The 24,643-nt window shown below is 44.6% G+C and carries 25 protein-coding genes; 12 read left to right on the top strand and 13 right to left on the bottom strand.

Going from position 1 to position 24,643, the window contains the following annotated elements:
- Positions 1–208: 208 nt before the first annotated feature.
- Together A3738_RS11515 and A3738_RS11510 are read right to left on the bottom strand one after the other, a co-directional pair.
- A complete protein-coding gene (locus A3738_RS11515; protein ID WP_068763605.1) occupies positions 209–1,498 on the bottom strand; it encodes a response regulator in 1,290 nt (429 codons plus the stop codon).
- Positions 1,499–1,601: 103 nt separating this feature from the next.
- Positions 1,602–2,057, bottom strand: a complete 456-nt coding sequence (locus A3738_RS11510; protein WP_068476255.1) for a flavodoxin family protein — start codon at positions 2,055–2,057, stop codon at positions 1,602–1,604.
- A gap of 1,090 nt (positions 2,058–3,147) precedes the next feature.
- Here A3738_RS11510 and A3738_RS11505 point away from each other — a divergent pair.
- From A3738_RS11505 to A3738_RS11480, 6 genes are all read left to right on the top strand, one after another.
- Entirely contained in the window at positions 3,148–3,831 is a 684-nt protein-coding gene (locus tag A3738_RS11505) for a bacteriorhodopsin-like (protein WP_068502023.1), read from the top strand.
- Positions 3,832–3,996: 165 nt separating this feature from the next.
- Complete coding sequence (locus tag A3738_RS11500) at positions 3,997–4,755, top strand: polyprenyl synthetase family protein (protein WP_068474486.1); 759 nt, start codon at positions 3,997–3,999, stop codon at positions 4,753–4,755.
- A complete protein-coding gene (gene crtI, locus A3738_RS11495; protein ID WP_068476252.1) occupies positions 4,752–6,272 on the top strand; it encodes a phytoene desaturase family protein in 1,521 nt (506 codons plus the stop codon). Before A3738_RS11500 ends, crtI begins: the two co-directional genes overlap by 4 nt.
- A complete protein-coding gene (locus A3738_RS11490) occupies positions 6,247–7,155 on the top strand; it encodes a phytoene/squalene synthase family protein (protein ID WP_068476251.1) in 909 nt (302 codons plus the stop codon). Before crtI ends, A3738_RS11490 begins: the two co-directional genes overlap by 26 nt.
- Complete coding sequence (locus A3738_RS11485; protein WP_068502020.1) at positions 7,145–8,296, top strand: FAD-dependent oxidoreductase; 1,152 nt, start codon at positions 7,145–7,147, stop codon at positions 8,294–8,296. The genes A3738_RS11490 and A3738_RS11485 overlap by 11 nt, the downstream gene beginning before the upstream one ends.
- Positions 8,297–8,310: 14 nt before the next feature.
- Complete coding sequence (locus A3738_RS11480) at positions 8,311–9,204, top strand: Brp/Blh family beta-carotene 15,15'-dioxygenase (protein WP_068502015.1); 894 nt, start codon at positions 8,311–8,313, stop codon at positions 9,202–9,204.
- A 44-nt stretch (positions 9,205–9,248) separates the two neighbouring features.
- Here A3738_RS11480 and A3738_RS11475 read toward each other — a convergent pair whose 3' ends face one another.
- The 7 genes from A3738_RS11475 to arsC form a co-directional block, all read right to left on the bottom strand.
- Positions 9,249–9,584: a flavodoxin family protein gene (locus A3738_RS11475; protein ID WP_068476249.1), complete on the bottom strand. Its 336-nt coding sequence runs from the start codon at positions 9,582–9,584 to the stop codon at positions 9,249–9,251.
- Between the two features lie 101 nt (positions 9,585–9,685).
- Positions 9,686–10,873: an alanine--glyoxylate aminotransferase family protein gene (locus tag A3738_RS11470; protein ID WP_068502010.1), complete on the bottom strand. Its 1,188-nt coding sequence runs from the start codon at positions 10,871–10,873 to the stop codon at positions 9,686–9,688.
- Positions 10,874–11,200: 327 nt separating this feature from the next.
- Complete coding sequence (locus A3738_RS11465) at positions 11,201–11,989, bottom strand: outer membrane lipoprotein-sorting protein (RefSeq protein WP_068502007.1); 789 nt, start codon at positions 11,987–11,989, stop codon at positions 11,201–11,203.
- Between the two features lie 101 nt (positions 11,990–12,090).
- Positions 12,091–13,869, bottom strand: a complete 1,779-nt coding sequence (locus tag A3738_RS11460) for a GspE/PulE family protein (RefSeq protein ID WP_068502004.1) — start codon at positions 13,867–13,869, stop codon at positions 12,091–12,093.
- Between the two features lie 26 nt (positions 13,870–13,895).
- The gene (locus A3738_RS11455; protein ID WP_068479048.1) at positions 13,896–14,270 is read right to left on the bottom strand and encodes a DUF2069 domain-containing protein; all 375 of its coding nucleotides are present in this window, start codon (positions 14,268–14,270) and stop codon (positions 13,896–13,898) included.
- 18 nt (positions 14,271–14,288) lie between these two features.
- Complete coding sequence (gene wrbA / locus A3738_RS11450) at positions 14,289–14,885, bottom strand: NAD(P)H:quinone oxidoreductase (RefSeq protein ID WP_068499847.1); 597 nt, start codon at positions 14,883–14,885, stop codon at positions 14,289–14,291.
- Positions 14,885–15,235, bottom strand: coding sequence for an arsenate reductase (glutaredoxin) (gene arsC / locus A3738_RS11445; protein WP_068502001.1), 351 nt, complete (start codon positions 15,233–15,235; stop codon positions 14,885–14,887). The genes wrbA and arsC overlap by 1 nt, the downstream gene beginning before the upstream one ends.
- Before the next feature lie 86 nt (positions 15,236–15,321).
- On the opposite strand from arsC, the gene A3738_RS11440 reads away from it, so the two are divergent.
- Genes A3738_RS11440 through A3738_RS31970 form a run of 4 tightly spaced genes read left to right on the top strand, consistent with a single transcriptional unit; the run spans position 15,322 to position 16,664 of the window.
- The gene (locus A3738_RS11440) at positions 15,322–15,777 is read left to right on the top strand and encodes a TlpA disulfide reductase family protein (RefSeq protein ID WP_197472360.1); all 456 of its coding nucleotides are present in this window, start codon (positions 15,322–15,324) and stop codon (positions 15,775–15,777) included.
- A 27-nt stretch (positions 15,778–15,804) separates the two neighbouring features.
- Positions 15,805–15,981, top strand: coding sequence for a hypothetical protein (locus A3738_RS31980; protein ID WP_231876630.1), 177 nt, complete (start codon positions 15,805–15,807; stop codon positions 15,979–15,981).
- On the top strand, positions 15,972–16,160 hold the full coding sequence (locus A3738_RS31975) for a pirin family protein (RefSeq protein ID WP_231876631.1): 189 nt from the start codon (positions 15,972–15,974) through the stop codon (positions 16,158–16,160). Before A3738_RS31980 ends, A3738_RS31975 begins: the two co-directional genes overlap by 10 nt.
- A gap of 18 nt (positions 16,161–16,178) precedes the next feature.
- Complete coding sequence (locus A3738_RS31970) at positions 16,179–16,664, top strand: pirin family protein (protein WP_231876629.1); 486 nt, start codon at positions 16,179–16,181, stop codon at positions 16,662–16,664.
- Positions 16,665–16,695: 31 nt separating this feature from the next.
- Here the strand turns inward: A3738_RS31970 and A3738_RS11430 are convergent, their stop codons facing one another.
- Positions 16,696–17,832, bottom strand: a complete 1,137-nt coding sequence (locus tag A3738_RS11430; RefSeq protein ID WP_068501997.1) for a cell adhesion protein — start codon at positions 17,830–17,832, stop codon at positions 16,696–16,698.
- A gap of 358 nt (positions 17,833–18,190) precedes the next feature.
- Between A3738_RS11430 and A3738_RS11425 the strand changes: the two genes are divergently transcribed.
- Entirely contained in the window at positions 18,191–20,803 is a 2,613-nt protein-coding gene (locus A3738_RS11425; protein WP_156502225.1) for a hypothetical protein, read from the top strand.
- A gap of 62 nt (positions 20,804–20,865) precedes the next feature.
- Entirely contained in the window at positions 20,866–21,939 is a 1,074-nt protein-coding gene (locus tag A3738_RS11420; RefSeq protein ID WP_068499885.1) for a hypothetical protein, read from the top strand.
- On the opposite strand, the gene A3738_RS11415 is transcribed toward A3738_RS11420, so the two are convergent.
- The 3 genes from A3738_RS11415 to A3738_RS11405 form a co-directional block, all read right to left on the bottom strand.
- The gene (locus A3738_RS11415; protein WP_068499881.1) at positions 21,936–22,373 is read right to left on the bottom strand and encodes a hotdog fold domain-containing protein; all 438 of its coding nucleotides are present in this window, start codon (positions 22,371–22,373) and stop codon (positions 21,936–21,938) included. The two genes, A3738_RS11420 and A3738_RS11415, sit on opposite strands and share 4 nt — an antisense overlap.
- Before the next feature lie 38 nt (positions 22,374–22,411).
- A complete protein-coding gene (locus tag A3738_RS11410; protein ID WP_068499876.1) occupies positions 22,412–23,260 on the bottom strand; it encodes an alpha/beta fold hydrolase in 849 nt (282 codons plus the stop codon).
- A gap of 67 nt (positions 23,261–23,327) precedes the next feature.
- Positions 23,328–24,536 (bottom strand): APC family permease, encoded by a 1,209-nt coding sequence (locus A3738_RS11405; protein ID WP_068499873.1) that lies wholly within the window; start codon positions 24,534–24,536, stop codon positions 23,328–23,330.
- Positions 24,537–24,643 lie beyond the last annotated feature (107 nt).

Below are 24,643 nucleotides of genomic sequence, written 5' to 3'. Positions count from 1 at the left end.
GTGCATGCGCTTACCATTGGTTAAATGAGCTTGCTCATAGTTATAGCGCGTTCGTTTTATTTTTATCTAATTCAATGAGTGACACGCCAATAAAAAATGGCCATACCGAAAACCAAACCTCAGCCCGATAGGAATGTTGTTATCGCCGTTTATAAAGCTCCACAAAGCTATGATTATTGCCCCGAATATCATCATTATAAGAATAAAATCAGATAGACTTGTGATCACTTGGGATCAATACGTTTACTAAAATTTTTGTACTGCTGTAATGTTCAAGTAATTTTAATTTTGAGATTAAATTGTTATCGAACGGGGTGCCAGATTGAATAATAAGTAAACCTTTACTGTATACATCTTTATTGGCAATCATCCCTTCGTTTAAGGAGTTTACAGGAAGATGAATCTCTTCGAGGCATGAGTTGTCCTCCTTTTTTTTCCAATCTAACGTTTCAAGATATTCCAGTACTTCAGGGTCATAAGCTAGAGGAGCTGATCTTAGGATGCTCATCGTGTCATGGTGGCTTTGTTGTTTACTGTAGGGACTATAACGTAGTTCTGTATACTCAAGAACTGTATTGAAAATTATGTTGCTCTTGTCCAATTTTTGTTTATCCAAGCCCTGAGGAAAACCTTTACCGTCGATACGCTCTTTTTGTTTGAATATTAAATCTGCACAGCCCAGAAATTGTATGAAAGGCATCAACGCACAAGCGCCAATATGGGGATATTGTTCATATTCTTTTTTTTGTTGGGTATTCATATCTCGATAATTTAACTGCAATATTTCGTCTGACAAACTTAATTTTCCGATCGCGTGTAGCCTCGCAGACTCAATCATCGTCTCAGCATCTGCTGAGTTAATTGCAAATGCATCAATCAATCTGTCTAAAATGATTTTGAAATGGTTGACAAGAACACGATAGCCAGGGAATCTGAGATCTAATAAGTTTAGCCAGCTTTCGGCTGCCAGAGTATGCATATCTTGAATGGTTTGTCGCTGGCGCTGAATGTCTTGCTTGTTTTCATATATTTCGGTCTCTTGACGCTCATTAGCTTGTGCTATCTCCTCATTAGTTTCTTTTAAAGTACGAAGGATACGAATTTTAACTTTTTCTTTATGTTGCTTTTCAATAGCACTAGCTACTAATTGAACTAGCTGATTCGGATCCCAAGGTTTAGTAACGAAGGCATAAATTTGGGCATCATTGATTGATTTTATCGTAGAGTCTAGGTCTGCATAACCTGTCAGCAGAATACGTTCGGCTGCTGGACGTATTTTTTTGGCTCGAACTAAAAAATCAGCACCACTCATTTGTGGCATGCGCATGTCGCAAATGATGACATCGAAGCGTGTTATGCTCAGGATTTCGATAGCTTCAATGGGGTTCGTTTCGCAAATGATTTCGAAGTCGTTCGAACGAAAAAGACGCCTCAAAGAATCTAGGATCTGCTCCTCATCATCAACTACAAGAATCTTAAAAAGGCCTTTTTTACTCATAATTACCTATAAGAAGTTCGATATAACCGTCAAATTTTAAACCGTTCGTCGTAAGGCTAGTACATAATCAAGTGTTTACTACTAATTAGAACAGTATCAGGAATTAAATTATGCCTTCTGCTAACGCGATCGACATTCCCTCAGCAAGTTCTGATACCTGCTCGTTAAATGCGTCTTGGTAGTCACCCCTCAGAACCAAAGGTTCTTGTACCCAACGCCATCTAAGCCCTGTGATAATTGTTTGTAAGGCCTTGACCGTGCCAGTGCCATCGTGTCCTGCGCGAACAATCGCCGCGACCGGCAAACCTTGTTTTTTCTCAAGTACGGGGTAGTAGCAACGATCGAACATGTCTTTCATCGCTCCAGACATGTAGCTGAGATTTTCTGGTGTGAAAAGAATGACAGCGTCTGCTTGAATGATGTGCTCTGGAGTGGTCTCGAATGCAGATAAGCTAGTTACAATGCACTGGCTTTTGTTACTTGCATCGTTGATTGTTTTAAGAAGTGTTTGAGTATTTGGTGAAGGGGCGTGGGCAATGATAAGAAGATGTTTGTCCATACCATAACTCTTTAGCGACATTAGATATTAAAGGCTCAGAGTATCGATACACTGACCCTTTGGCAATAAGCATAGAACGAGAAATATATTAGGCGTGGCTATTTGCAACGGCGGCCATTGCCGCGTCGCCGTCACAGTCATGTCCTTGCCCGTTAAGAACGCTCGCTAGGGCTTAGATATACAGCTCTACACATTCGATAAACTAAACGCGCGAGATGGTCGAAAAGGACGACGGCGGGGTTGTTAAACAGCTGTTCTCGGCGACATTGGGAGTTAAGTGACATGTCAAGGTTCCGAGGGTAGATTCAGATGTGGAGCCAAGTGTAGGGCTATAATATCGCGTTGAATTAGTCTATTGCTAACTCGGAACAACGTTTATGGCAGTTTGGTTACCAATTACCGCATTACTCCCCTTTTCACTAGGATATGTAAGCGCCGTTTTCATCTCGCGACAGAAATTTGCTAAATAGCTCGATAGCGCATTAGTAGGTCTGCGGGACGAGAGTAGATCGTGCTATTGGCAAAATAACTTACTGGAACAGTCCGATGCGGATGTCTCATACAAATGTTCTCAATTGGAGAAAGACAATAGCAGTGCGTTTGAGCAGCTTGAGCGTTACAAAGCCTCGTAACAATATGTTTTTTATTGACATAGTCTAGTTCGTTTTAATTGACCAGTCAGCAATGGCCATGCGCAGCGCTGCTGTCCTTTTATGTCCTTTTATAGCTTATGGTTGCCCACGCCTGATTGGATGATTACCTTGTCAAAAGCTATCTCTCAATCTTGCACACAAGACTTTTACCTGCAGCCTCGCCCAAGAACGAAGGTGTAAAATTCATAAAAATTTCGAAATACATGCTAATTTTTCTGGAATCCAGTAAAAAATGGTCTAGCTTAATTGGGAAATCGTACCGGAGTTGAAGTCTGTGTGATATGCAGAGTACGGAACCGGTCGTTCAGGTGGTTGTGGCTCATTTGAGGTACAGCAGGTCACAACGAAAACTTAGGAGTGATGCAAACTGGTGTCGATTTGATTCGCTAAAGCATTCCCAGATTGCACAATCACTGCCATAAAAATCGGAGATAATTATGTTAGATCCTAAAGATTTCGTGGGTGTTTCGTTCTGGTTGATGTCTGCCGCTATGCTTGCTGCGACATTTTTCTTCTATGTTGAACGCGATCGTGCCGAGGGTAAATGGAAAACATCTCTCACCGTCGCAGCCATGGTTACGGGCATTGCTTGTTTACACTATTTTTACATGCGCGGTGTTTGGGTTGAAACAGGACAGAGCCCAACAGTATTTCGTTACGTAGATTGGTTATTAACAGTACCTCTACAAATTATCGAATTCTATTTAATCTTAGCTGCAATCGCAGTAGTTCCAGCAGTGCTATTTTGGAAACTTCTGATAGCCAGTGTGGTCATGCTAGTGGGCGGCTACCTAGGTGAGGTTGGCGCGATGGGTATAACCGCTGGCTTTGTTGTGGGTATGATCGGGTGGTTATATATTGTCTATGAAATTTTCTTTGGACAAGCGAGCAAGATAAACAGCAGTAGCGGTAATGCGGCAAGTCAGAAGGCATTCTCAGCACTCAGATTGATTGTCACGGTGGGGTGGTCTATTTACCCGATCGGGTACGTCTTAGGCTACATGGCAGGAGGCGTCGACTCTGGAGCACTGAACTTAATTTACAACTTAGCCGATTTTGTAAATAAAATTGCGTTTGGTGTAGTAATCTGGGCAGCTGCGACGCAAACATCTGAAGCTTAAATGTTTATAGGGTGTGCATTCTAAAAAAAGCACGCCGCTTATACGATGCAGCCAGTGAATTTTGAGGTCCCGAACAGAGCGTCGTTGCGAAGCTCTGCCCTTGAACCAGCGTTGAAGCGGATCATGCTCGATTCCTGCGCGAGCAGTGGTCAACAGGTCGGGGCCATGTTGCAATATCATCTTGCGAGCAGTGGCAGCCTCAAACGTGCAACACTTTGCTATCAAACTGGGGTTGCCCTCAACATAGATTCGCAGACCGCAATGCGATTCGCAGCGGTTGTCGAACTATTACATAACGCCTCGCTGATTCATGATGATATTCAAGATCAAGACAAAGTTCGGCGGAACACGCCATCACTTTGGGTTAAGTATGGTAAAGCTTTAGCCCTTTGCGCCGGTGATAGTATGATCGTGGGTGCCAGCCTGTTACTAGCAGAGATTCGCTCAACGTTTTCGCTGCAGCTTCAAACGCGAGCTTTTCAAGCGGTTCAGCAAACCATTCGAGGCCAAACGGCTGACTTAAGTAGAGCAGGTAAAGTACGCCCAGACGATTATCGAGTTATCGCGTTTGATAAGGCGGCACCACTCATTCAACTGTCGGTTTACTTACCCAGCCTGCACGTCAATCGATTGCCTGCGCTCCAGCCGCTAGTGACGGCGGCTGGACAATTTGCGCTAGCTTATCAATTGTATGACGATGTAGTAGATTTTGAGCAAGATTGTCAAACGGATCAGCTCAATGCTGTAAACATAAAATATCACGCTACCCCCTCCTCTTTGGCTTCTGCTCGAAGGGCTGTGCTCGATGAAATGCAAAACTTGCTAGACAGCGCCGACCAGAAATGCTCCATACCGCAGTCAGATTGCGCATTGCCGTTACAGCATTTCATTAATGCGCTCCGCAACAAGGTAGATTTGCTATGAATCCACACGTTGTCGTGGTAGGGGCCGGTTTTGGCGGTATTGCCGCTGCCTTGCGAGCAAAAGCATTGGGCTGCGACGTTACTATTGTCGACAAAACATCCCACCCAGGCGGGCGCGCACAGCGATTTCAAGTAGATGGATACAAGCATGATGCTGGTCCAACGGTTATTACTGCGCCCTTTCTTTTTGACGAGTTGTTTGCATTATTCGGGAAAGAGCGCGCTGACTATGTGGAATTTAAGGCCCTAAATACTTGGTATCGGTTTGTTTACGACGACGGGACGCATTTTGATTATGGAGGTGATAACGAGCGTATCGAAAGGTCGATAGCTATGATCAGCCCAGATGATGTAAAAGGCTACCGAAAGCTCCTTGCTGCCTCGAAAGAGATTTATCAACTTGGCTTCGAGCAACTAGCGCATCGGCCGTTCCATCAAATAATAGACATGATAAAAGTAATTCCACAAATGCTTCGACTCGGTAGTTATCGTAGCGTTTGGCAGCTAGTTTGCCGGCATCTAAAACACGATAAACTTCGCCAAGCATTTTCAATTCAACCACTTTTAGTGGGCGGTAACCCATTCGATACTACCAGTATCTATAGCCTAATTCATTACTTAGAACGCGCTCATGGCGTGCACTTTGCCATGGGTGGCACACAAGCCTTAGTCGATGCCTTAACCAAATTAATGCAGGAAGAGGGAATCGAGGTAGTACTCAACCATGAGGTGGTTAAGTTTGAAACGCAACAAAAGCGTATCACCGCAGTGCAACTCGACAACGGCCATACGCTAGCCTGCGATTATTGTATCTCTAATATGGACCCACTTTATTTGTATCGCAAACTGTTACCCGACCATGCTTCTCGGATCGCCAAAATACGTCGAAAAGTTGCTAAGCCCTCGATGGGCTTATTTGTTTTATTTTTCGGAAGCCCAAAGCTATACCCCTCGGTACAACATCATACGATTATATTAGGGAAGGCCTACAAACCTCTTCTTGATGACATTTTTCATCATGGTAACTTATCTGAAGATATCTCTATCTATTTGCATCGCCCCACCGCGACGGATCCGAGTTTTGCCAAAAAGGGCTGTGACAGTTTTTATGCCCTCGTGCCGGTTCCTAACCTAAAATCGGAGATAAATTGGCATGAAGTGCGTGAAATGTTCCAAGCGCGCGTACTGCAACGCTTAGATGAGACCATATTGCCAGGCATTAAAGAAAACGCAGAATCAGTTTTTGCGATGACTCCGCTCGATTTCAAGCAAAACTACAACAGTGAGTTTGGCGCCGGCTTCTCAATTGCCCCCCTGTTTTATCAATCAGCCTGGTTTCGCTTCCATAATCGGGGCGAATCGCTGGATAACTTGTTCCTAACCGGTGCGGGCACTCATCCTGGTGCGGGACTACCAGGAGTCATCAGTTCTGCAAAAGTGGCCGAGTCATTACTCAAAACTAGCTTAGCCAAACATAGCTCGGTGCGTGTAAATGGACACTTTACAGCTCAGTCTTAAGCAACTGCGTGGCGAAGCGATCGATGCAAAGCATTCTATTGCCAAGCACAGTAAAAGCTTTAACTGGGCGGCACGATTTTTCTCCGCTGAATTGTCCCAATCAGTCTCTAAACTTTATGCTCTGTGTCGTTATCTAGATGACTTGGCAGATGGAGATGACCCAAGTCGTACGCAAAAATTACGTACGATTAAATCTCTTTTTGATCAACATCAAGAGACGAAAATCACCTTTGATCCAGATTTAGTTTTGTCCAAGCGCGCACTGCAGGACATGCTGGAAGGTTTTCTATTCGACCAAGGCCATGTCGCCATCGAACACGAAAAAGACTTAATACAATACTGCTACCAAGTCGCGGGCACCGTTGGTATTTTGATGTGCGACGTCATGCGAATTAACAATGAACAAGCCTTGCATCATGCGGTTCACCTCGGCATTGCCTTACAGCTCACCAATATCGCGCGGGATGTCGGCGAAGACGCAAGCATAGGCCGATGCTACATACCAAAGGATTGGACAGACCAATTAAGCGCTTGCGAGCTTGTACAACGCAAAACACCGACGAGCGAACTCGCCACTGCCAGCAAACGACTCTTAACACTGGCCGATCACTACTATAAAAGCGGTCTGTTCGGCATAGCATATTTACCTCCACGCGCCGGTTTCGCCATTCAGCTAGCTGCACATGTATACCGAGATATTGGTCGCGATCTGCAACGTCATCGCTATAACAATCTCAGCTACCGTGCGCACAGTTCGCTCACGAGAAAACTGTGGCTCACATTGGTCATGTTGAGCGGCCGCGAAGAGCGATTACTGCAAAATATACCAGAGCCGACCAAACCCAACTATCCCTTATTCCAGCTAAACAGTTATGCCTACTAAAACGCTGCTCCAAGAAACGCAAGACCTACTGATTGTTGGGGCAGGGTGCAGTGGTTTATCGCTAGCAAGGGAGTTGGCATTACGCGGCTATCGGGGCAAGGTGGTGTTACTGGATCAACGAACCGCCTTCAGCAACGATAAGACCTGGTCTTATTGGGCAAAAAAAGAGAGTCGCTGGCACCAATTAGCCGAACATTATTGGGATAGTTGTGAAATATCGCTGAGAGGCGGCCATAGGCAACAGTGCGACTTCCACGCGTATGATTACTGTTCATTGCCTGCAGACACTTTTTATCAAGATGCCTGCTCGCTGATTGATCTTGGCGGCTATACCGTCGAGCTTGGGCAGACTGTGCAAACAATTGAAGCCATTGATGACCCTCCTGCCAAATTCAAAGTAACCACGACTGGTGGCAAGATATTTTTTGCTAAGCAGTTAATTGAGTGCAATGCACGCTACCAGTCGGCGGATTACTATCAAGTATTTTACGGCGAAGAGTGGCTACTTCACGAACCCTTACCTGACTGGCGTCGGGCTGGGTTAATGACAGAGCTAGTTAGCGATGAGGGCGGTACCGAATTTATTTATTGGCTCGCGCTGGCCCCAGATAGAGTGCTCGTTGAGCCGACCCGCTTTACACAGCATATAGTTGACCCGGAGATACTTCAGACCAAAATAGAGATATGGATGACGCAATATGGCTTAGCGCCAGCTCAATGCATTCGTCATGAAGCGGGCGTTTTACCGATGGGACGCGTCAATTCTGGTCATACATCCTGGCCACGCGCCGGCCTCGCTGCTGGCGCATTGCGCGCCTCTTCCGGTTATGGCTTTTTAGCGATGCAGCACTGGGCGGCAGCGACGGCCGAACAATGGATTCGTACGGGCCGTCTTGAAACCGTTGATACTTATCATCCAAGCGTTCGATTCCTCGACGCTTTGTTTATCAAGGTGCTGATTAATCAACCAAGATTAGGGGGTGATATATTAAGTCAAGTGGCTCGGGCGCTGCCTGATGACGGCTTTGCCCGCTTTATGGCTGGCGAGGCGAGCGTTAAAGATTGGCTAAATGTCATCATGGCAATGCCCAAAATCCCCTTTATTCAGGCGCTCTGTCAGCCGCGCGGATTCATCAATTGAGGCGGAGCAAAAAAATGCTAATCGCCAATAAAAAAGTACAAACAAATGCCCAAGGCAATGCAATCAATACCTGCGGTCCCTACCTACTGATTAGCTCTCTGGCAATCGCACTACAACTCCTTCCGAGCGATCTATCGTTATATATTTTAGTGGGCCTCGTCATTGTTTATGGGCTGCCCCATGGCTTACTTGATCCATGGATCTTCGATCAAAACATTCATCAGCGTAAAACACGTTTCATAAGATTTAGCAGCCTCTATCTTTTGCTTTGCATGCTGGCGTTTGGGCTTTGGCTCGCGCTGCCCACTTTATCGTTATGCCTATTTTTAGCGCTTTCCTCTTGGCATTTTGGCGAAGATGTGGAAACCAATAAGGAGCCATACGCTCACTACTTACGTGCGCTCTATGGTGCCAGCATCATTGCCTTTCCTTTTGTTTGGCACACGCAAGAAAGTGTGGCGATTTTAGCGCAATTGGGGGTTTCAGCCTCAGAAACGAGTGCGTTTATCATTGCCACAGGTTTGGTGAGCTTGGCGGCATTCATCAACCTGTTTACCGTATTTACCCGACCATTTCGTCTCGAATGGCTGTTTTTGCTCACACTCTCGTATGCCTGTCATCCGTTTGCATATTTTGCGCTGTATTTCTGCTGTTTACATAGTCACCGTCACATACGCCATTATGCAAAATACCTTGCCGCCGCTCGAAGCGACTTAAAAGCACCCTTGGGGCGCTTGTTCGTGCTGACATTACTCTTACTATGCGCCATCTTATTTATTACCTATGAGCAAGCGCTCACCGTATCCTCACAATTGACGGCGAGTCTTTTTTACCTACTGGCGGCCTTAACCTTGCCCCATATGCTGATCATGTATCTCTACGGCGATGACAAACCGGCTCTAGAATGAAAAGTCGTTCAATGATTACCGAGAGCGGCTAAATTAGGTGCGTTTTAAGGTAATTGTATCGTTGGTAAGGCGTGCACCGTGCCAGTGCCATCGTGCCCAGCGCGAACAATCGCTGCGACTGGTAAACCTTGTTTTTTCTCAAGTACGGGGTAATAGCAACGATCAAACATATCTTTCATCGCTCCAGACATGTAGCTGAGGTTTTCTGGTGTGAAAAGAATGACAGCGTCTGCCTGAATGATGTGCTCTGGAGTGGTATCAAATGCAGATAAGCTAGTTACAGTGCACTGGCTTTTGTTACTCGCATCGTTGATTGTTTTTAGGAGTGTTTGAGTATTTGGAGAGGGAGCGTGGCCAATGATAAGAAGATGTTTGTCCATGCCGAAACTCATGCCTTAACTATGTAGGGTGATTAAATAATAAAGGGTCAGAGTATTGCTACACTGACCCTTTGGCAATGAGCCCTAGAACGAGAAATATATTAGGCGTAGCTATTAGCAACGGCAGCCATTGCTGCATCGCCGTCACAGTCATATCCTTGTTCGTTAAGAACGCTCGCTAGGGCTGAGATGCATAGCTCAACGTTTTCACGTTTACATGCGCTGCCCATCAAACCTATACGCCAAGCGTTGTCTGCAAACTTGCCAAGGCCCGCGCCGATCTCAAGATCGAATTGGCTAAGCAATGCAGTACGAACAGCCGCGTCATCCACACCTTCTGGAATCTTCAGGGTATTCAATTCAGGTAAGCGATACTCTTCCGCAACAATGAGTTCAATACCCAGTACACTCAAACCTGCAACAAGCGCATTATGATGTTTCGCGTGGCGAGCCCAAGCATTTTCGAGGCCTTCCTCTTTCACCATAAGTAGCGACTCATGCAATGCATACAAGCTATTTACTGGTGCGGTGTGGTGATACGCACGCTTAGGTTGCGCTTCACTTTGTTCCCAATAAGCCATGACTAGTTTCAGATCTAAGAACCAAGAATCATTGGTGTGTTCACGGCTCTGGATTTTTGCGACGGCTTTTTCGCTAAAGCTAACGGGTGAAATACCAGGTACACAGGACAGACATTTTTGTGTGCCTGAGTAGATCGCATCAATACCCCAATCATCTACACGTAATTCAATACCTGCCAATGAGGTCACGGCATCAACAATCGTTAAGCAGTCATGCTTACGTGCGATTTCGCATAAGGTTTTAGCGTCTGAGCGAACGCCTGTTGATGTTTCAGCATGAACAAACGCAAGCATCGAAATACTATCATCTGCGGCAAGTGCTTCTTCTACTTTGGCTGGATCAACTTCTGTGCCCCAATCGAACTCGAGCGTGGTCACTTTAGCGCCGGCACGTTTAGCAACCTCAGTCATACGACCACCGAAGACACCATTGATGCACACTAATACGTGATCATTAGGGTCTACCATGTTCATAAAGCATGTTTCCATGCCTGCAGAACCTGGAGCAGAAACTGGAATCGTCAAACGGTTTTCAGTCATGAAAACGTATTGAAGTAGATCTTTGATCTCATCCATTAAGCCAACGAATGCTGGGTCTAAATGTCCGATAGTTGGTTGACCAAGTGCTTTAAGAACACGTGGTGAAACGTCTGACGGGCCTGGGCCCATAAGTACTCGATGGGGAGCTTGAAAAGTTTGTGCTGTCACTTGGGTCGTACCTAATTGTTTTCGTTCTCACATAAGAATAGACACTATTTCTCGCTGTGTATGCGGATGTGTCACATTGCGAACAAGGCGGGCGAGTTTATCACGATTTTTTTAGGATTGCTGACCAAATGGTTTGGATTTTGACGCAGTTTTAAGCGAAAGAGATGATATTTCAAGATGAATGCTGCGAAGAGAAGTTCTGTGTTGACTTAAATCAGCGTGTTGAGAGGAAGTTCAGAGAGTTGAAAGCTACCTAATGTTCTCAGTTCCTTTTATGAAACTCAGCGGTTTAAGGTAGCTCTCAATGCATTCGAATCGATCGAGCGGCTATTTGGCGCGCTTCAAATTGTTTTTGGTGAAATCACCATCCGCTAGCCCAGTTTGGAAGGCATAGTTTGACCACGTAAGGTCGGTTGATTTTCCAGTTTGATGGTTTTGCATGAGCATCATTTCTGGACGCCAGTATTGACCCAAATATTGCTGATAGCCTTTAAAATCGAGTGTTTTGAGTAAGGACTTTTTGCGATCATAGAATTCGATTTTGATAACGCGATATTCTGTTTGGTCAATCCAAGCGATTTGCTTGGTGTAGCCAGAATATTTGTCAGTAGGAGTACGTTCCACTACGAAGCACTCCAGATCACCGCAGGCCTCATCATTAAGGTAGTTATAGGTATACTTTTCGACTTCTTGTGAACTCAAATCTTCAAACGCGAATTCACTGCCCATGAACGGGCCTGATTTATTTCGTGATGCAATGCGTTTTACACGTTTCAATGCGGGGAGAAACAGCCATTGATCATCAGCTTCAGTTTTATGAGAGAAGGTGAGTAGGGCGGTGCCGCGTACATCTTTGGGTTCATCAAAGATGGTCATGCTCTTATCGCCATCATCTTCAACTTCAAGGCTTTTAACTCGCAAAGAGCGAATACTTTCTTCACCTTGTTTATTGCGCAGAGTCATTGTCATATCAGCGGTGGAGTCTTGCCAGCCCTGATTACGCTTGTCGCTTTCAATAGCGATTTCTAAGCCTTTTTCTTGAGCTGTTTGTGCGAATAGGTTGCTCGCGAAAACGACGGATAAAGCAAGCAAACTTGTTTTTATAATTGGACGCATAAAGGTCTCCTTAAAAATCCTGTCCAGCGTGGCGCATAGCTTACGCGCTGTGCCAGAGAGGCTTCAAGGAGATACTGCTGAATGGCGCTGGAATAGTCTGTTCAGCGACTGAGACTTGCGGGGGTTACGCGCAACACTTCGTCGATGGTCGTTTGGCCCGAGGCAACTTTGTGGGCGCCACTCAAACGTAAAGACTGCATACCTTCTTTTATCGCAATTTTGCGCAAATCCATGATATTGGTTTGGTCATGAATATTGGCTTTCATTTGTTCGCTAAGCGGCATCACTTCGTATACACCTGCACGACCACGATAACCGGTGTTTCTACACTCCAAACACCCGACCGGTTTACAGGCTTTCTCAGGTTGTTTGGTTTTCCATGGGCTGGTTAGTTCTGCCCAGTCATTGGCATCAATTACGGTTTCTGTCTTACAGCTTGTGCACAGTGTACGTACCAAACGCTGTGCCATGACACCAAGCAAGGTTGCGCGAATCAAATAGGGCGCGACACCTAGTTCCAAAAGACGGCTGATAGAGCTTGGAGCATCATTGGTATGCAAGGTGGATAAAACCAAGTGGCCAGTTAATGCGGCTTGAATCGCCATTTCAGCGGTTTCTAAATCGCGAATTTCACCAACCATGATGATGTCTGGGTCTTGTCTCATCAATGCTTTCAAACCATCTGCAAACCCCAGATCGATATTGTGCTGCACTTGCATTTGATTAAATGCGGGCTCAATCATTTCGATTGGGTCTTCGACGGTACTCACGTTCACTTCTTGTGTTGCCAGTTCACGAAGCGTTGAATAAAGCGTTGTGGTTTTACCGGAACCAGTTGGGCCTGTGACAAGGATAATTCCGTGTGGTTGGCGAATCATGTTCTGCCAGCGTTTTAGATCTTCATTTGCAAACCCGAGATCTGCAAAACTGCATTGCAGCACATCAGGGTCAAAGATACGCATCACAAGCTTTTCGCCGAATGCGGTTGGCAGGGTCGATAAACGTAGCTCGATTTCTTTATCTTTATCGTTCTTTGTTTTTATTCGGCCATCTTGTGGTTTACGTTTCTCGGCAACGTTTAATCGGCCTAATATCTTAAGGCGACTGGTAACGGCAATCCCGACCTTAGCGGGAAATTCGTATACGGGATGAAGAACGCCATCTATTCTGAATCGCATGTTGACGATGTCGCGACGTGGCTCTAAATGGATATCACTCGCGCGCTGATCGAAGGCATATTGAAGCAGCCAATCAACAATGTTGACGATATGTTGGTCGTTAGCGTCGTGATTCGATTTGCCAGAGCTACCGCCAAGTTCGAGCATTTGCTCGAAGTTTTGTGTGTAGGCGCTTTGATCTGCATCGACACCGGCTTTGTTGACAGACTTAGCTAGTTCATAGAACTCAATGGTAAATCGTCTTAAATCTGCGGGATTGGCAATGACACGCTTGATGTCCTTTTTCAGAACATGTTGTAGATCGTTTTCCCAGTCATGCGCAAAAGGCTGAGCACTGGCGATCACGACTTCTTCACTATTCACTTCAACGGCAAGAATTTGATGTCGTTGCGCAAAAGCAAATGACATTACTTGTGAGGTTTTGAGTGAATCAACTTTTAGAGGATCAATATTGAAGATCTCTTGCTCTGACCAGTCACTGAGCCAGTCGAGCAAGTAATTCATATCAACATTCACATCGCCATTGAGCGCTTTTAAACCTGCGCCGGCAATGATTTCGAGTGGGTGGAGTTGTACGTGTTTTTGACCACGGGGTGAACTGAGGAGTTTATCCGCATCGTCTTGCGCAAGAATGCCGTCACTCACCAATTGATTGACGGTTCGACTAAAATCAAGCGTCAGCGAAGCCGTGGTCTGTTGCACGTGAAAATCCTATTGTTATGTCTGCCTTATAGCGATTTACCTTGAAGTTTTTCCCATTTCACAAAATACATTGCGGCAAGGAATAAAACCATGGTGATCACTGTGATGAAAGTGTCTGCTGATAGCCAAGACTCTTGCATATAGGCATCAACAAACGCGCGCGTGAAGTAAAACAGCACAATAAAGCACAGCCATACATATGAACGCAGTTTATTTAAGAGTAGGCCAGGAAGCACAATCAGCAAGGGGATATATTTCACAGCAAGTACTAAAGCAACTGATACACCTTCTGGTAGTCCGGGTACAAAGGTGGTGTAGGCCAAGATGACTAGCAGAGCGACATAGCTGATCTTAGTAACAAGTGCTGCACGTTTGCTTTTGAGTTCGAGAGAATTTGTCATAACGTTTTCTGAATCTGATTAAGAATTAAGTTTACGAGCGAGCGTGGCTAATCGTTTACCGAGGGCTTGGCATAGCGCGGTTTCATGTTCGCTCAAAGCACCGTTTGTTCCCATTTCTGTATGACTTGCGCCGTATGGGGTGCCGCCTGTTGTTGTGTCATGCAAGGCTTTTTCAGTGTAGGGAAGGCCTGAAATAACCATGCCCTGATGCATCAGAGGGATCATCATTGAAAGCAGCGTCGTCTCTTGCCCTCCATGCATTGAACCTGTTGAGGTAAATACACTTGCCGGTTTTCCAGATAGCGCACCGCTCATCCATAGGCTGCTAGTGCCATCTAAAAAGTATTTTAAAGGGGCCGCCATATTTCCAAAACGAGTTGGGCTACCTAATGCGAGACCCGCACAGTCTTTGAGGTCTTCATCGCTGCAATACATGGCACCTTCATTCGGAACCGCTGCAATGCTTTGCTCATTGTTTGCAGACACTGGAGGAACAGTCCGTACTCGTGCTTCGATACATGAAACGGATTCGATTCCGCGAGCTATTTGCATTGCCATTTTTTCTGTTGCGCCATTACGCGAGTAATACAGAACGAGGACGTAAGGGTTCGACATTAAATCAATTCCAATACGTTTTCTGGTGGACGACCAAGAACGGCTTTGTCACCTTTCACGACAATCGGACGCTCAATAAGTTTTGGCGCTTCGGTCATCGCTTTGATCAAATCATCATCAGCGATTGAGGTATCTTTTAATCCTCGTTCTTTGTATGCATCTTCGCCTTTTCGAAGTAGTTCGCGAGCAGAAATACCAAGCTTCGAAAGAAGTGAACTAATTTCCTCTGCAGAGGGTACATCTTCGAGATAAAGCTTAATGGTTGGGGTAATGCTTTTTTCTTCGATAAGAGCGAGAGTTTGGCGTGACTTTGAACAACGTGGGTTGTGGTAAATCGTAATGTCTGTCATGTTTAAACTGCCATTAAATAGAGTAATTATGCCTAATTTTGATGGCGTGCATGATAACAATAAGTTGAATGGTTAAGGAACGAATTGTGCGAAGAATTCTTGGTATATTGATGACGTTAATGGCACTGCAAGCTTGCTCCCAAGCAAGCTCTTCAGTCGACAAAGTGTTTCAGCTTCACGCGCAAAACGATCTCGCTTATTCAGACATTGGTACTGATTTTGTTCTAATTAATTACTGGGCAAGTTGGTGCAAACCCTGCGTGAAAGAAATTCCTGAACTCAACGAGCTGGATAATCATCCCCAATTATCTGTATTTGCATACAATTTTGATCGCCTCAGTGGCGACAAACTACAAAGTGAAGCGGATAAATTTAATCTGCAACTTCCTATGCTGCTCAATGATCCCGCATCTATGTTCGGAGAAGAAACGCCTGGCGCATTGCCAGCCACCTTGGTGCTTAATCCAAAAGCAGGTACCAAACAATGGCTAATGGGTGCTCAAACACAACAAAGTGTGTTGAGAGCGATTGGCGTGGAGTAATTCACTTAAATACCTTTGGAGACGTTTATGGCGCGTAAAATTGAAGGGCAGGTAAAAGATTTAGATGGGTTTAGTGTCACCAGAATTCTCCCTCATAAAGAGCAGAGAATGGTTGGTCCATTTACTTTTCTTGATCATATGGGCCTGCTGATTTCGCGCCGGGCGAGGGCGTTGATGTTCGTCCTCATTCCCACATTGGCTTGAGCACAAGTACCTATATGCTTGAGGGTGCCATGTTGCACAGAGATAGCTTGGGTAACAATCTTGAGGTATTGCCCGGTGATGTGAACTGGATGACCGCGGGTAGAGGTATTGTTCATTCGGAGCGCGAAACGATTGAAGTGAAGGCGTCTCAACATCGCCTACACGGCATTCAAGCTTGAGTTGCGCTACCTGAGGACATGGCGGAAATCGAGCCAAGCTTCACGCACATCAAAAAAGTACAGTTGCCGCATTTCATGCACGATGGTGTGATCAAACGTTTGATAGCAGGCGAAGCCTTTGGCATGACCTCACCACTTAAAACCTATTCGCCCATGTTTTATCTCGACGTGATTGCGAAAGCAGGATCAATGCTTGATCGCCCAAACCCAGAACAAGATTGCCTTATATATGTGCTCGATGGCGAAGTGCGAATTGGTGGTGAAACGTTTTGCGCCAATGAATCAGTCGTGCTTGAAGAGCATGACTTATGTTTGGAGTGCTTGAGTTATTCTCGCGTGCTTATGCTCGGTGGCGAAGCTTTTCCAACTGCGCCACATATGTTTTGGAACTTTGTGTCGTTTAGTCGTGAACAAATTGATCAAGCGAGCCGTGATTGGAAAGAAGGGAAGTTTCCAAAAATCCCTGGAGATAGTTGCGAATATACGCCTGTTCCAGAGAAGTGATTGAGCCCCTATGAGGGGCTCATACTGTGCTCTAGTAGTTCTTTCGTTCGAATTGGTCATCCGAAGGGTCAGTCGTGTAACGACCTTCTACCTGATCCCAGTGATATCGATCACCCATCATCTCTTGAATACGTGAATCTGATGTGCGAGCACTTGCTGCTAGCTTGCCAGTTGTGCGGCGTGCCCCCCACCATGTAATGGTTACTTCTTCAGGCGCATTTGAAGCCATTGAACGGAAGTACCAAGGAACCACGTGGTTATGTTTGTTAACGAAATCAGGGCCTGACAAATACCAGAATCGATTATGAATAAACGTAACCATACCCTCTAGGATCGTATTTCGATCTCCGATCCAAATATCCAAAATACCACTCGATTTGTACCAAGTTACTGGCAAGTTGTGTCGATCGATTAAGGTTTGAATATCCCAGCGCGCATGTTCGCCGACCCAATCAGTATTACCGTCGCCATTCGCATCACCAAGGTATGATTTTGGATCTGCTGACCAGAAAGGATCAAGCAATTCTAAGCGGTCGACAGTCAGGTTATTGCCGACAGTACCGTTATAGACCGCGTCACTGATTTTCTTTGTGACGTTAGTCGCTAACTGGCTACCAAGAGAATGACCTGATAATCGAACATAGTATGAGGTGCTGCCCGAAAGCACTGATGTGATTTGTTCAAACGCAATGTCAGAAACAGATTTGTTTGGTGACAGCGCTGTACTATACGAACCATCGTTTAAACGATAACGCATGCCGCGCGGTCCATTGGGCGTCCAGATTTTCGCTTCAGCATCTTTTACTTCTGCCTCGTCAGCTAACTGGTTCCAGTAAAAGTACGCAATGTTCCAATCACGCGCTTTCCAACTTGCCGATGTAATCACGTTCTCGCCGTTGTAATCGAATAAAAAATCTTCACGTGAATAGTTGTTTTGCGATGAACCATTTTGCCATCCATGGAAGTGAATAATGGTTGATTTGGTTGGATCAAAGTAGTTTAAGGAGACATTGTTCACTGTACCGTCTTGTTCAATTGCCTTGACGGAAGTGTTGTTTTCATCAAACCAGTACAAGCCATAGTCGAGCGTATCTTGCGCTGCGGCAGCGAAACTGCTTGAGAAAATTAGGACTGAAAAACTAAGAAATTTTTGAATGGTTTTTGTCATGCTGTTTACCTTGTATTTATTTTTATAATCCGCACACGACAGCAAAACGATGTGCGCCATGGACGTTAACGGCAAACTAAGTAACGAGCAAGTCGTCATTATCTGAATTAATGAGTTTGTCCTATTTGATTTAATTTATGGCCGGCTAAAAAAATTGCATCCTTTGATGACGATGAGAACTCCGCACTCAGAACTTTAGCACCGTCGGACTTTGTGTTTTTGATGCGCCTGTCACTTAACTTTGATCAGTTTATTCCTGAAATTTATATTTATCTCCTGTAATATGTAACTTTATGTAACTAACAAAAATAAATAATGCCCCAAGGTATCTTGAGGGCGCCTCATAATGGAGTTGTATATGAAGGGACTTAGCCGAATAGTAGTGTTGGCCGCAATGGCTATATTAACCGCCTGTGGTGGAGGCGGTTCAGGTGAGAGCGCATCATCTTCCGCACCAGTTGTAGAGTCTTCGGGGCCCGCGATCGATGGTCAGGTAATGAAAGGGATCATTCATAATGCGCTTGTAGAAGCATACGTAATAGACCCTATCGAAGGAGTTTCTAACACTCCAATTGCAGAGGCCATTACAGACGAATCTGGCTCTTTCTTCTTTGAGCTACCAAATGAATTTGCTTCTGCTCCTTTATATCTCAAAATGAGTTCGATGAGTGATTCAGAGATGCGGTGTGATATTTACCCACACTGTGATGTCGATGGCTCACCAGATTCAGATGATGATCGTTATTCTTTTGGCTCTTGGGTTCCTGTTCCAGAAAATTTTCATATGACGGCTGTACTGATCAGCTCAGATGGGACGCTTAAGGGGACTATTTCTCCACTATCGCATATTGCCGCGAACTTATTTCTTAATGACTCATATGCTAATCAATTCGAACTAGAAAATAAGATCAGAGAAGCGAATAGCAGGATCGCTGACCGTTTTGGTTTAGCGAGAGATATTACCCAGATCGTTGCGCACGATATTACTGACACCGACTCTGTCGCTCGCGTTAGTGTGCGTGAAGACATAGCTCTTAAATTTGCCGCAATAAACTCTGCCCTGATTTCTGCCGTGCAGGATGATAGTCATGCATCTGGTTCAAGCGCTAATCTATTTGCATCACTGGATAAGTTTGCTGATTTTTTTCAGCTTTATGGTGTTCCAGACAATGCGGAGTCTGATCATGTTACCGGTATGAATGAAATTTATACTCGAGCAGCTGAACTAGTGAGAAGGGTGAGTATCCATGTCCAATTATCTGATGATTTGTCGCCAAACCTTATTGTTGCGATTGCTGATGCTTTCGGAGATTTCAATTTTGCTGCAGCGCTAGCTGATAGCCAAGAACCCGCTGATTTTGGTTCGATAGGAGTCCCGAGTGACTCAAATCTCATCGAGGGAGTCGAGAAAATTAAAGGTTTTGTCGAAGAGGTTCGTGAGCTAGGAGTAGCCATTGATTCTTCAATTATTGAAGACCCTGAAGGCACTCAGTTGCAATCTGTAGGCTATGTGTTGGATGGCTTTGAGTTTCAGCTTGATGCTGCATCAATGATGAGCTCGGAAGATGCTGAGTATGCTTATAAAGCTATTATGAAATCGCTGGAAGCAATTCTTAAAACATATGAAATGGGGAATCCCGATTTAGCAGAGCTTACTATCCCTGCAGGGAGTACTGAAATTGTAGATGAGCGAGATCAAAGCATTATTATAGTTAACGTAACTGTAGACGAGGAAGGCGCCCGCACTTTTTCTGTGAACGATGATGTTATGGTGCGTCGTAAAGATATTCCACGCACTTTGCCGGTTGATGTGTCGGTCCAATTAAATGCGTTGGCTCTTGTTGAGCAGTCTTTTGAGAATGGTGACATGACTATTTTTGACGATCCAAAAGATCAAGCGGATAAAGTGAATAATGAAACGCATCACGGTGTTATTGATATGGCGCTGCAAGGATCTATTGTTTCAAATACAGTTGAACTGACCCTTAGTGAAAGTTTTGTTCGTGCTTTTTATTGGGGGAGTGTCAGAGAAGAGATAGCTGTTCAGACGTATAGTGACGAATATTCGTTTGAACGCATATTGTTGCACCAGTCAGATTGGACAATTTCAGAACTTGATGCTCAATTAAATGCAAGCGTTTCTCAAATAGAAACAGAAGATATTCCAGACCCTTTAACATTTGTAGGGCAGATCGATCTTTCGCTCAGAGACTTTGTGATCTCTAAAGAGAAGTCAAATGGCTTTTACAAAGAGGTAGTCGAGTATGAGGGCCAAGAGTACTTATATGATATGTACTTCAACCATATTTATGTAGAAGAATTCAGCGAAGCGACTTTATCTTTGATGGGGAGTGCTGGAAACCAGTCAGGCGAAAACTTTTTACTTGGGCTGGATATCTCTCTCGATGATTCTAATTTAAGTGATTGGGCCATTTTATTGGATAAGTGTCATAAGTCCTATTCTTGTTACTACGAGTCAAATGAGGTCTATTTTGATGGTGATGATAACAATAATGAATTTCTAGGAATTAGTGCTGACTTGCGTTTTAGTGCCAGTTTATCCGGTGTTTCTGATGTGGTTGTTGTGGACTTTTCTTTCGATACGACTTCGCAGTTTTTCGCTGATATAGCACTTAATCTCTCTTATCCTGGCCATTGGATCAAACTTCACGGCAGTATTGATTATGATTTTTTATTATTTTCTTCTCGATATGAAGATACATATTACGTAGGTGATCTATATCTAGAGAAACCAGCGGAGGGTATTCAAATAAAGCTAGGAATTGATACTTATGTTGATCCTGGTGAAGAAGAAATTTCCGTAGAAATGCGCTTGGACTCAAATCGCGATGGAGTTACCGATGAACGTGACTTCTTGTACGGTTGGTATGAACAGCGCAACGGTGTTGATTTGCTGATCTATGCAGACGAGAGTAATCCCGATAAGTTAGAACTCGAATCCCTGTTCTAGCGCTTAATTATCCTTTTAATTCATTTTTTAAAGAGGCTTCGGCCTCTTTTTAAGTTGTAGTGATGTTTCGATATTTAATATCTTTTTCTTTTTTTATTATTTCGTTTAGCTCCGTACTCCAAGCGAACGAAACTGAGTTTTATTTTGACGCAAATCTCTACGGGCACAGTCAGACGTCATCGATTACCCAGATTGTTTTAGATGAGTTTGAGGGTGAGGACTTCGATGGAGGTGAGCATTCTTTTACTCACAATATTTGGGAAATCGGTGGAGTATATAAGGGGCTTAAACTAGCGGCTGTCGCTCGGTACGACTACACGCTAAATTATACTGAGGACGTTGCAGAGCTCGTTTTTCGGGAAAAGAATGACAAACCTATCGAGACGAACCGGACTTATGACTTGTATCTTGATGTTTTACACATGCGTTCCACCGGCTTGAAGTTAGGGTATCAATATAAAGTAAATAACGACATTAAGATCAGTGCTGACGCAAGCTGGTTACAAGTCACAAGCTATATGCAGGGCTTTATCGATGGCCGTGTTGAAGTTACTGATGATGATTACGTGGGCGACATAGCTCTAGACTACGTATACAGCAAAGATAAGCTTCTTGATCGAATTGCTCGTAGACCTAAAGGCTACGGTTACACCCTTGATTTTCATGTGCAATCAAAACTAACTGATAGTCTCGCGCTATCAATATCTTTTCTAGATGTGGTCAATGAAATCACTATAAAAGAGGCACCCTATACTGCCGCCAATGCGACATCTAACCGTTTAAGTATATCGCCTGAGGGGTTGATTGACGTAAAACCCATTTTGACTGGCGTTGAAGACTATCGTGATCACCGTTTAAAACTCGAACCTCGATACGATGCAGAGTTTTTATACGGTTTTGATGAACTCTGGGACGTTTATGCAGGTGTTTTTCACTATGATGATTATACCTACCCGTCCTTGGGTTTCGGCTATAAAGTTACTGAAAGTCTCGGTGTTAAAACTGTCATTGATCTAAAAACGCAGGCACTAGAACTCAATTTACAGTCGCAGGCGTGGAACGTTGGTTTAATCAGTGATGATTTCAACTTGAATGATGCGCGGACCTTTGGTTTGTCGTGGTCTTTGCGCTACTAACGCTTCACATTCATCGTGATTAGTGCTGTAAAGCACTTCACGCCCTCGTCGTTATAGGCGGCGACGGGCACATCTATTTTTCCGTCTTGTGTGAAATCAATATCGTCAGCTTCACACTTTACGATCAAGTCGGTTTTGGCCTTCACGAGGTATTTCACGCTCATGCCTTCTGGTATCCAGCGTGTACCTTCTGGTGTTGAGACTTCGGTTGTAACTCCGCCAACGAGTTCTGCAGCATTGCACATAGCGATGGCATGTATACAACCAAGATGATTCTGCACTTTCTTCTGGTTCTTCAGAATCATTTCGCAATAGCCAGGGCGTAATACGGTCACCAAAGGGTCGATGCTTTCGAAGTAGGGTGCAACCGTTGCAATGCCCTTTGAAAAGCCTTCTCCGCCCATTTGTTCAAACATCTTTAAATACTGATTCATGATCGTTGCCTTATTCTTATTTTTTAATGAAGTGGGTATTAGTTGTGTGCTGTCAGAAACTCGAATGTTTCTTTCCATAAGGTGCTTTCAAATTTAGCTTTAAACATTCCAGTATGGCCGATGTGTTTCGCGTCCACATCTTTGGGTTTAACTAGTTTTAGTTCGCAATCAGCTTCGTGGAACTGACGCAAAAGATGGTTAATGTTTTCTTTCGGCGCGAGCGCATCGTCAGAGAATGCGTAAGACAAAATAGGTATTTGCATTGAATAAAAACGAGAGCAATCAAGCCCGAAACTCGGATCCAGCAAATAGTTTGGTTTACTCATCCATTTAGCCCACTGTTGTACGGCTTTTGAAGGCAGGTTTTGATTGCCTAGCCCGAATTTGTCAGCAGGGAATGGCGAATAAATTCTGCTTACGATGGGTAGGATAAAACCAATATTGACGCGAATTTTTAGTCCATCCGCAAGGCGTGGCCATCGCTTCCAGTAGGGCGCGCTCGCGGCAACAAATACTGCACTTTTAAGCTGCTCGCTCGAAGGGGCTAAGGCGAGTAGTTGTCCGCCAATACTATGGCCAATGAAATACACCTGATCGGTCTTTGATATGGCATAACGCAGCACGCCTTCTATGTCTTGTGTTCCCCACTCACTCAGCTCAAAGTCTTCTCGCGTTAGCGATTCGTTATCGCCCGTTCCTCGATAATCAAAGCAAAGCACTTTATAGCCTTGTTTGACAAAGAACTCGGCCATTGGCCAATAAAAACTTTGGTTTACACCGAAGGCACTTGCAATAACGATGGTGCCGAGTGGGGGATTTTCAGGGCTAAATTCACTGATCAATAACGATGTATGATCTCGGCACGTGAGGGTAGTGGTTAATTTCATAGGAGGGCTGACAGCTAAGGAATTTGTTTTGCGTCAGCTTACCTAAGTATCGTGCGTCAAACTAGCGTTAATATGCGATTTTAAAGATGAGCAAGGCGATGCAGATAATGGTTCCTAACAAAGGGTAAGCGGGTGTTTTTAACGTGAAGTCTTTCGTCATTTTGTTTCGTCTGAGTACAACCAAAGATGCGTTCACGAGAGTAAAAACACACAGCACAATAAAGCTTCTGTAAGAAGCAAGTGTGACGAGCGGTAGCGCGAGGGCAAACATTAAAACTACCCCAGTTACGGCGAATGTCGCGAACCAAGGTGTTTTGGTTTTCTCAGAAATGAGGCCAAATACTTGTGGTACACGTTGTTGATTCGCCATGCCGTAAAGTACGCGCGATGCCATAATAATTTGGGTGAGAACCCCGTTGATAATGGCAAATAAACTGATCACTGAAATCCATTTTCCTAGATTAGTGTCATAACGTTCTAACAGTGCTCTTAAAGGGGCCTCTGAATTGGCTAATTCTGCCATTGGCATGGCTAGTATGGCCACAACCGCGACAGCAATGTAGATCACCGAAGATATTAACAAAGCGAGAATAATCGCACGCGGCATCGTGCGTTCAGGTTCTTTGACCTCTTCAACAATATTGACCATGTCTTCAAATCCAATGAATGCATAAAAGGTTAGAAAAGCACCGGCTAAAATTAAACCGAAATCATTTGTCGAAGTCGGAACAAATAGTTCGTTGAGTGAGGTGGTTGTGAGTTCGACCTGACTGCCGCCATAAAAAACGACTAAAGCCAGACCTGATATCTCAATAAGGGTGACGATTGTTGCGGCCCATAGTGATTCAGCAATGCCATAAAAAGCGATCGCACTCATTTCTATCACCACGATACAAATCGCAATCCAACTTTCGATTGGATAAAAAGACTGCAAATAGCCAACGAAGCCATTGGCGAGCGTTGCGCAAGACACAATGCCCGTAAAGACCACGAGTAAGCCAATGACACGCGTTAGAAAGGGTTGTTGAAATGCCGCATCAACATAATGCGTTTCACCCGAGCGTTTGGGAAACATGACAACCAGCTGGCAGTAACTGAGTGCCGTAATCCCTGCAACAATAGCTGCGACCAAGAATGCAAGGGGGGCGAGTGTTCCTGACGTTGCGGCTATTTTCCCGACAAGAACATAAATTCCTGCACCGAGTATGGTTCCCAAACCATGGAAGAGAAGTAGAGGAAGATTGGCTTTTCTTGAGAGCGTTTGTTGTTCGTTCATGCTGATCAACACTGATTATTTTTTACAGTATTTCAAAGCATTGCAATCCGGTACTTGAGCTATCTCAAGTCAAAGCCGATTCATATTACTCAGGCGATGTTTTGGAA

The organism is Oleiphilus sp. HI0066 (assembly GCF_001635725.1).
This window is presented reverse-complemented; position numbering and strand designations above follow the sequence as displayed.

Excerpts from the sequence above, each read along its gene's own strand:
- A3738_RS11515 (WP_068763605.1), bottom strand. The coding sequence starts at position 1,498 with ATGAGTAAAAAAGGCCTTTTTAAGATTCTTGTAGTTGATGATGAGGAG.
- A3738_RS11510 (WP_068476255.1), bottom strand. The coding sequence starts at position 2,057 with ATGGACAAACATCTTCTTATCATTGCCCACGCCCCTTCACCAAATACT.
- A3738_RS11505 (WP_068502023.1), top strand. The coding sequence starts at position 3,148 with ATGTTAGATCCTAAAGATTTCGTGGGTGTTTCGTTCTGGTTGATGTCT.
- A3738_RS11500 (WP_068474486.1), top strand. The coding sequence starts at position 3,997 with ATGTTGCAATATCATCTTGCGAGCAGTGGCAGCCTCAAACGTGCAACA.
- crtI (WP_068476252.1), top strand. The coding sequence starts at position 4,752 with ATGAATCCACACGTTGTCGTGGTAGGGGCCGGTTTTGGCGGTATTGCC.
- A3738_RS11490 (WP_068476251.1), top strand. The coding sequence starts at position 6,247 with ATGGACACTTTACAGCTCAGTCTTAAGCAACTGCGTGGCGAAGCGATC.
- A3738_RS11485 (WP_068502020.1), top strand. The coding sequence starts at position 7,145 with ATGCCTACTAAAACGCTGCTCCAAGAAACGCAAGACCTACTGATTGTT.
- A3738_RS11480 (WP_068502015.1), top strand. The coding sequence starts at position 8,311 with ATGCTAATCGCCAATAAAAAAGTACAAACAAATGCCCAAGGCAATGCA.
- A3738_RS11475 (WP_068476249.1), bottom strand. The coding sequence starts at position 9,584 with ATGGACAAACATCTTCTTATCATTGGCCACGCTCCCTCTCCAAATACT.
- A3738_RS11465 (WP_068502007.1), bottom strand. The coding sequence starts at position 11,989 with ATGCGTCCAATTATAAAAACAAGTTTGCTTGCTTTATCCGTCGTTTTC.
- A3738_RS11455 (WP_068479048.1), bottom strand. The coding sequence starts at position 14,270 with ATGACAAATTCTCTCGAACTCAAAAGCAAACGTGCAGCACTTGTTACT.
- wrbA (WP_068499847.1), bottom strand. The coding sequence starts at position 14,885 with ATGTCGAACCCTTACGTCCTCGTTCTGTATTACTCGCGTAATGGCGCA.
- arsC (WP_068502001.1), bottom strand. The coding sequence starts at position 15,235 with ATGACAGACATTACGATTTACCACAACCCACGTTGTTCAAAGTCACGC.
- A3738_RS31980 (WP_231876630.1), top strand. The coding sequence starts at position 15,805 with ATGGCGCGTAAAATTGAAGGGCAGGTAAAAGATTTAGATGGGTTTAGT.
- A3738_RS31970 (WP_231876629.1), top strand. The coding sequence starts at position 16,179 with ATGGCGGAAATCGAGCCAAGCTTCACGCACATCAAAAAAGTACAGTTG.
- A3738_RS11430 (WP_068501997.1), bottom strand. The coding sequence starts at position 17,832 with ATGACAAAAACCATTCAAAAATTTCTTAGTTTTTCAGTCCTAATTTTC.
- A3738_RS11425 (WP_156502225.1), top strand. The coding sequence starts at position 18,191 with ATGAAGGGACTTAGCCGAATAGTAGTGTTGGCCGCAATGGCTATATTA.
- A3738_RS11420 (WP_068499885.1), top strand. The coding sequence starts at position 20,866 with ATGTTTCGATATTTAATATCTTTTTCTTTTTTTATTATTTCGTTTAGC.
- A3738_RS11415 (WP_068499881.1), bottom strand. The coding sequence starts at position 22,373 with ATGAATCAGTATTTAAAGATGTTTGAACAAATGGGCGGAGAAGGCTTT.
- A3738_RS11410 (WP_068499876.1), bottom strand. The coding sequence starts at position 23,260 with ATGAAATTAACCACTACCCTCACGTGCCGAGATCATACATCGTTATTG.
- A3738_RS11405 (WP_068499873.1), bottom strand. The coding sequence starts at position 24,536 with ATGAACGAACAACAAACGCTCTCAAGAAAAGCCAATCTTCCTCTACTT.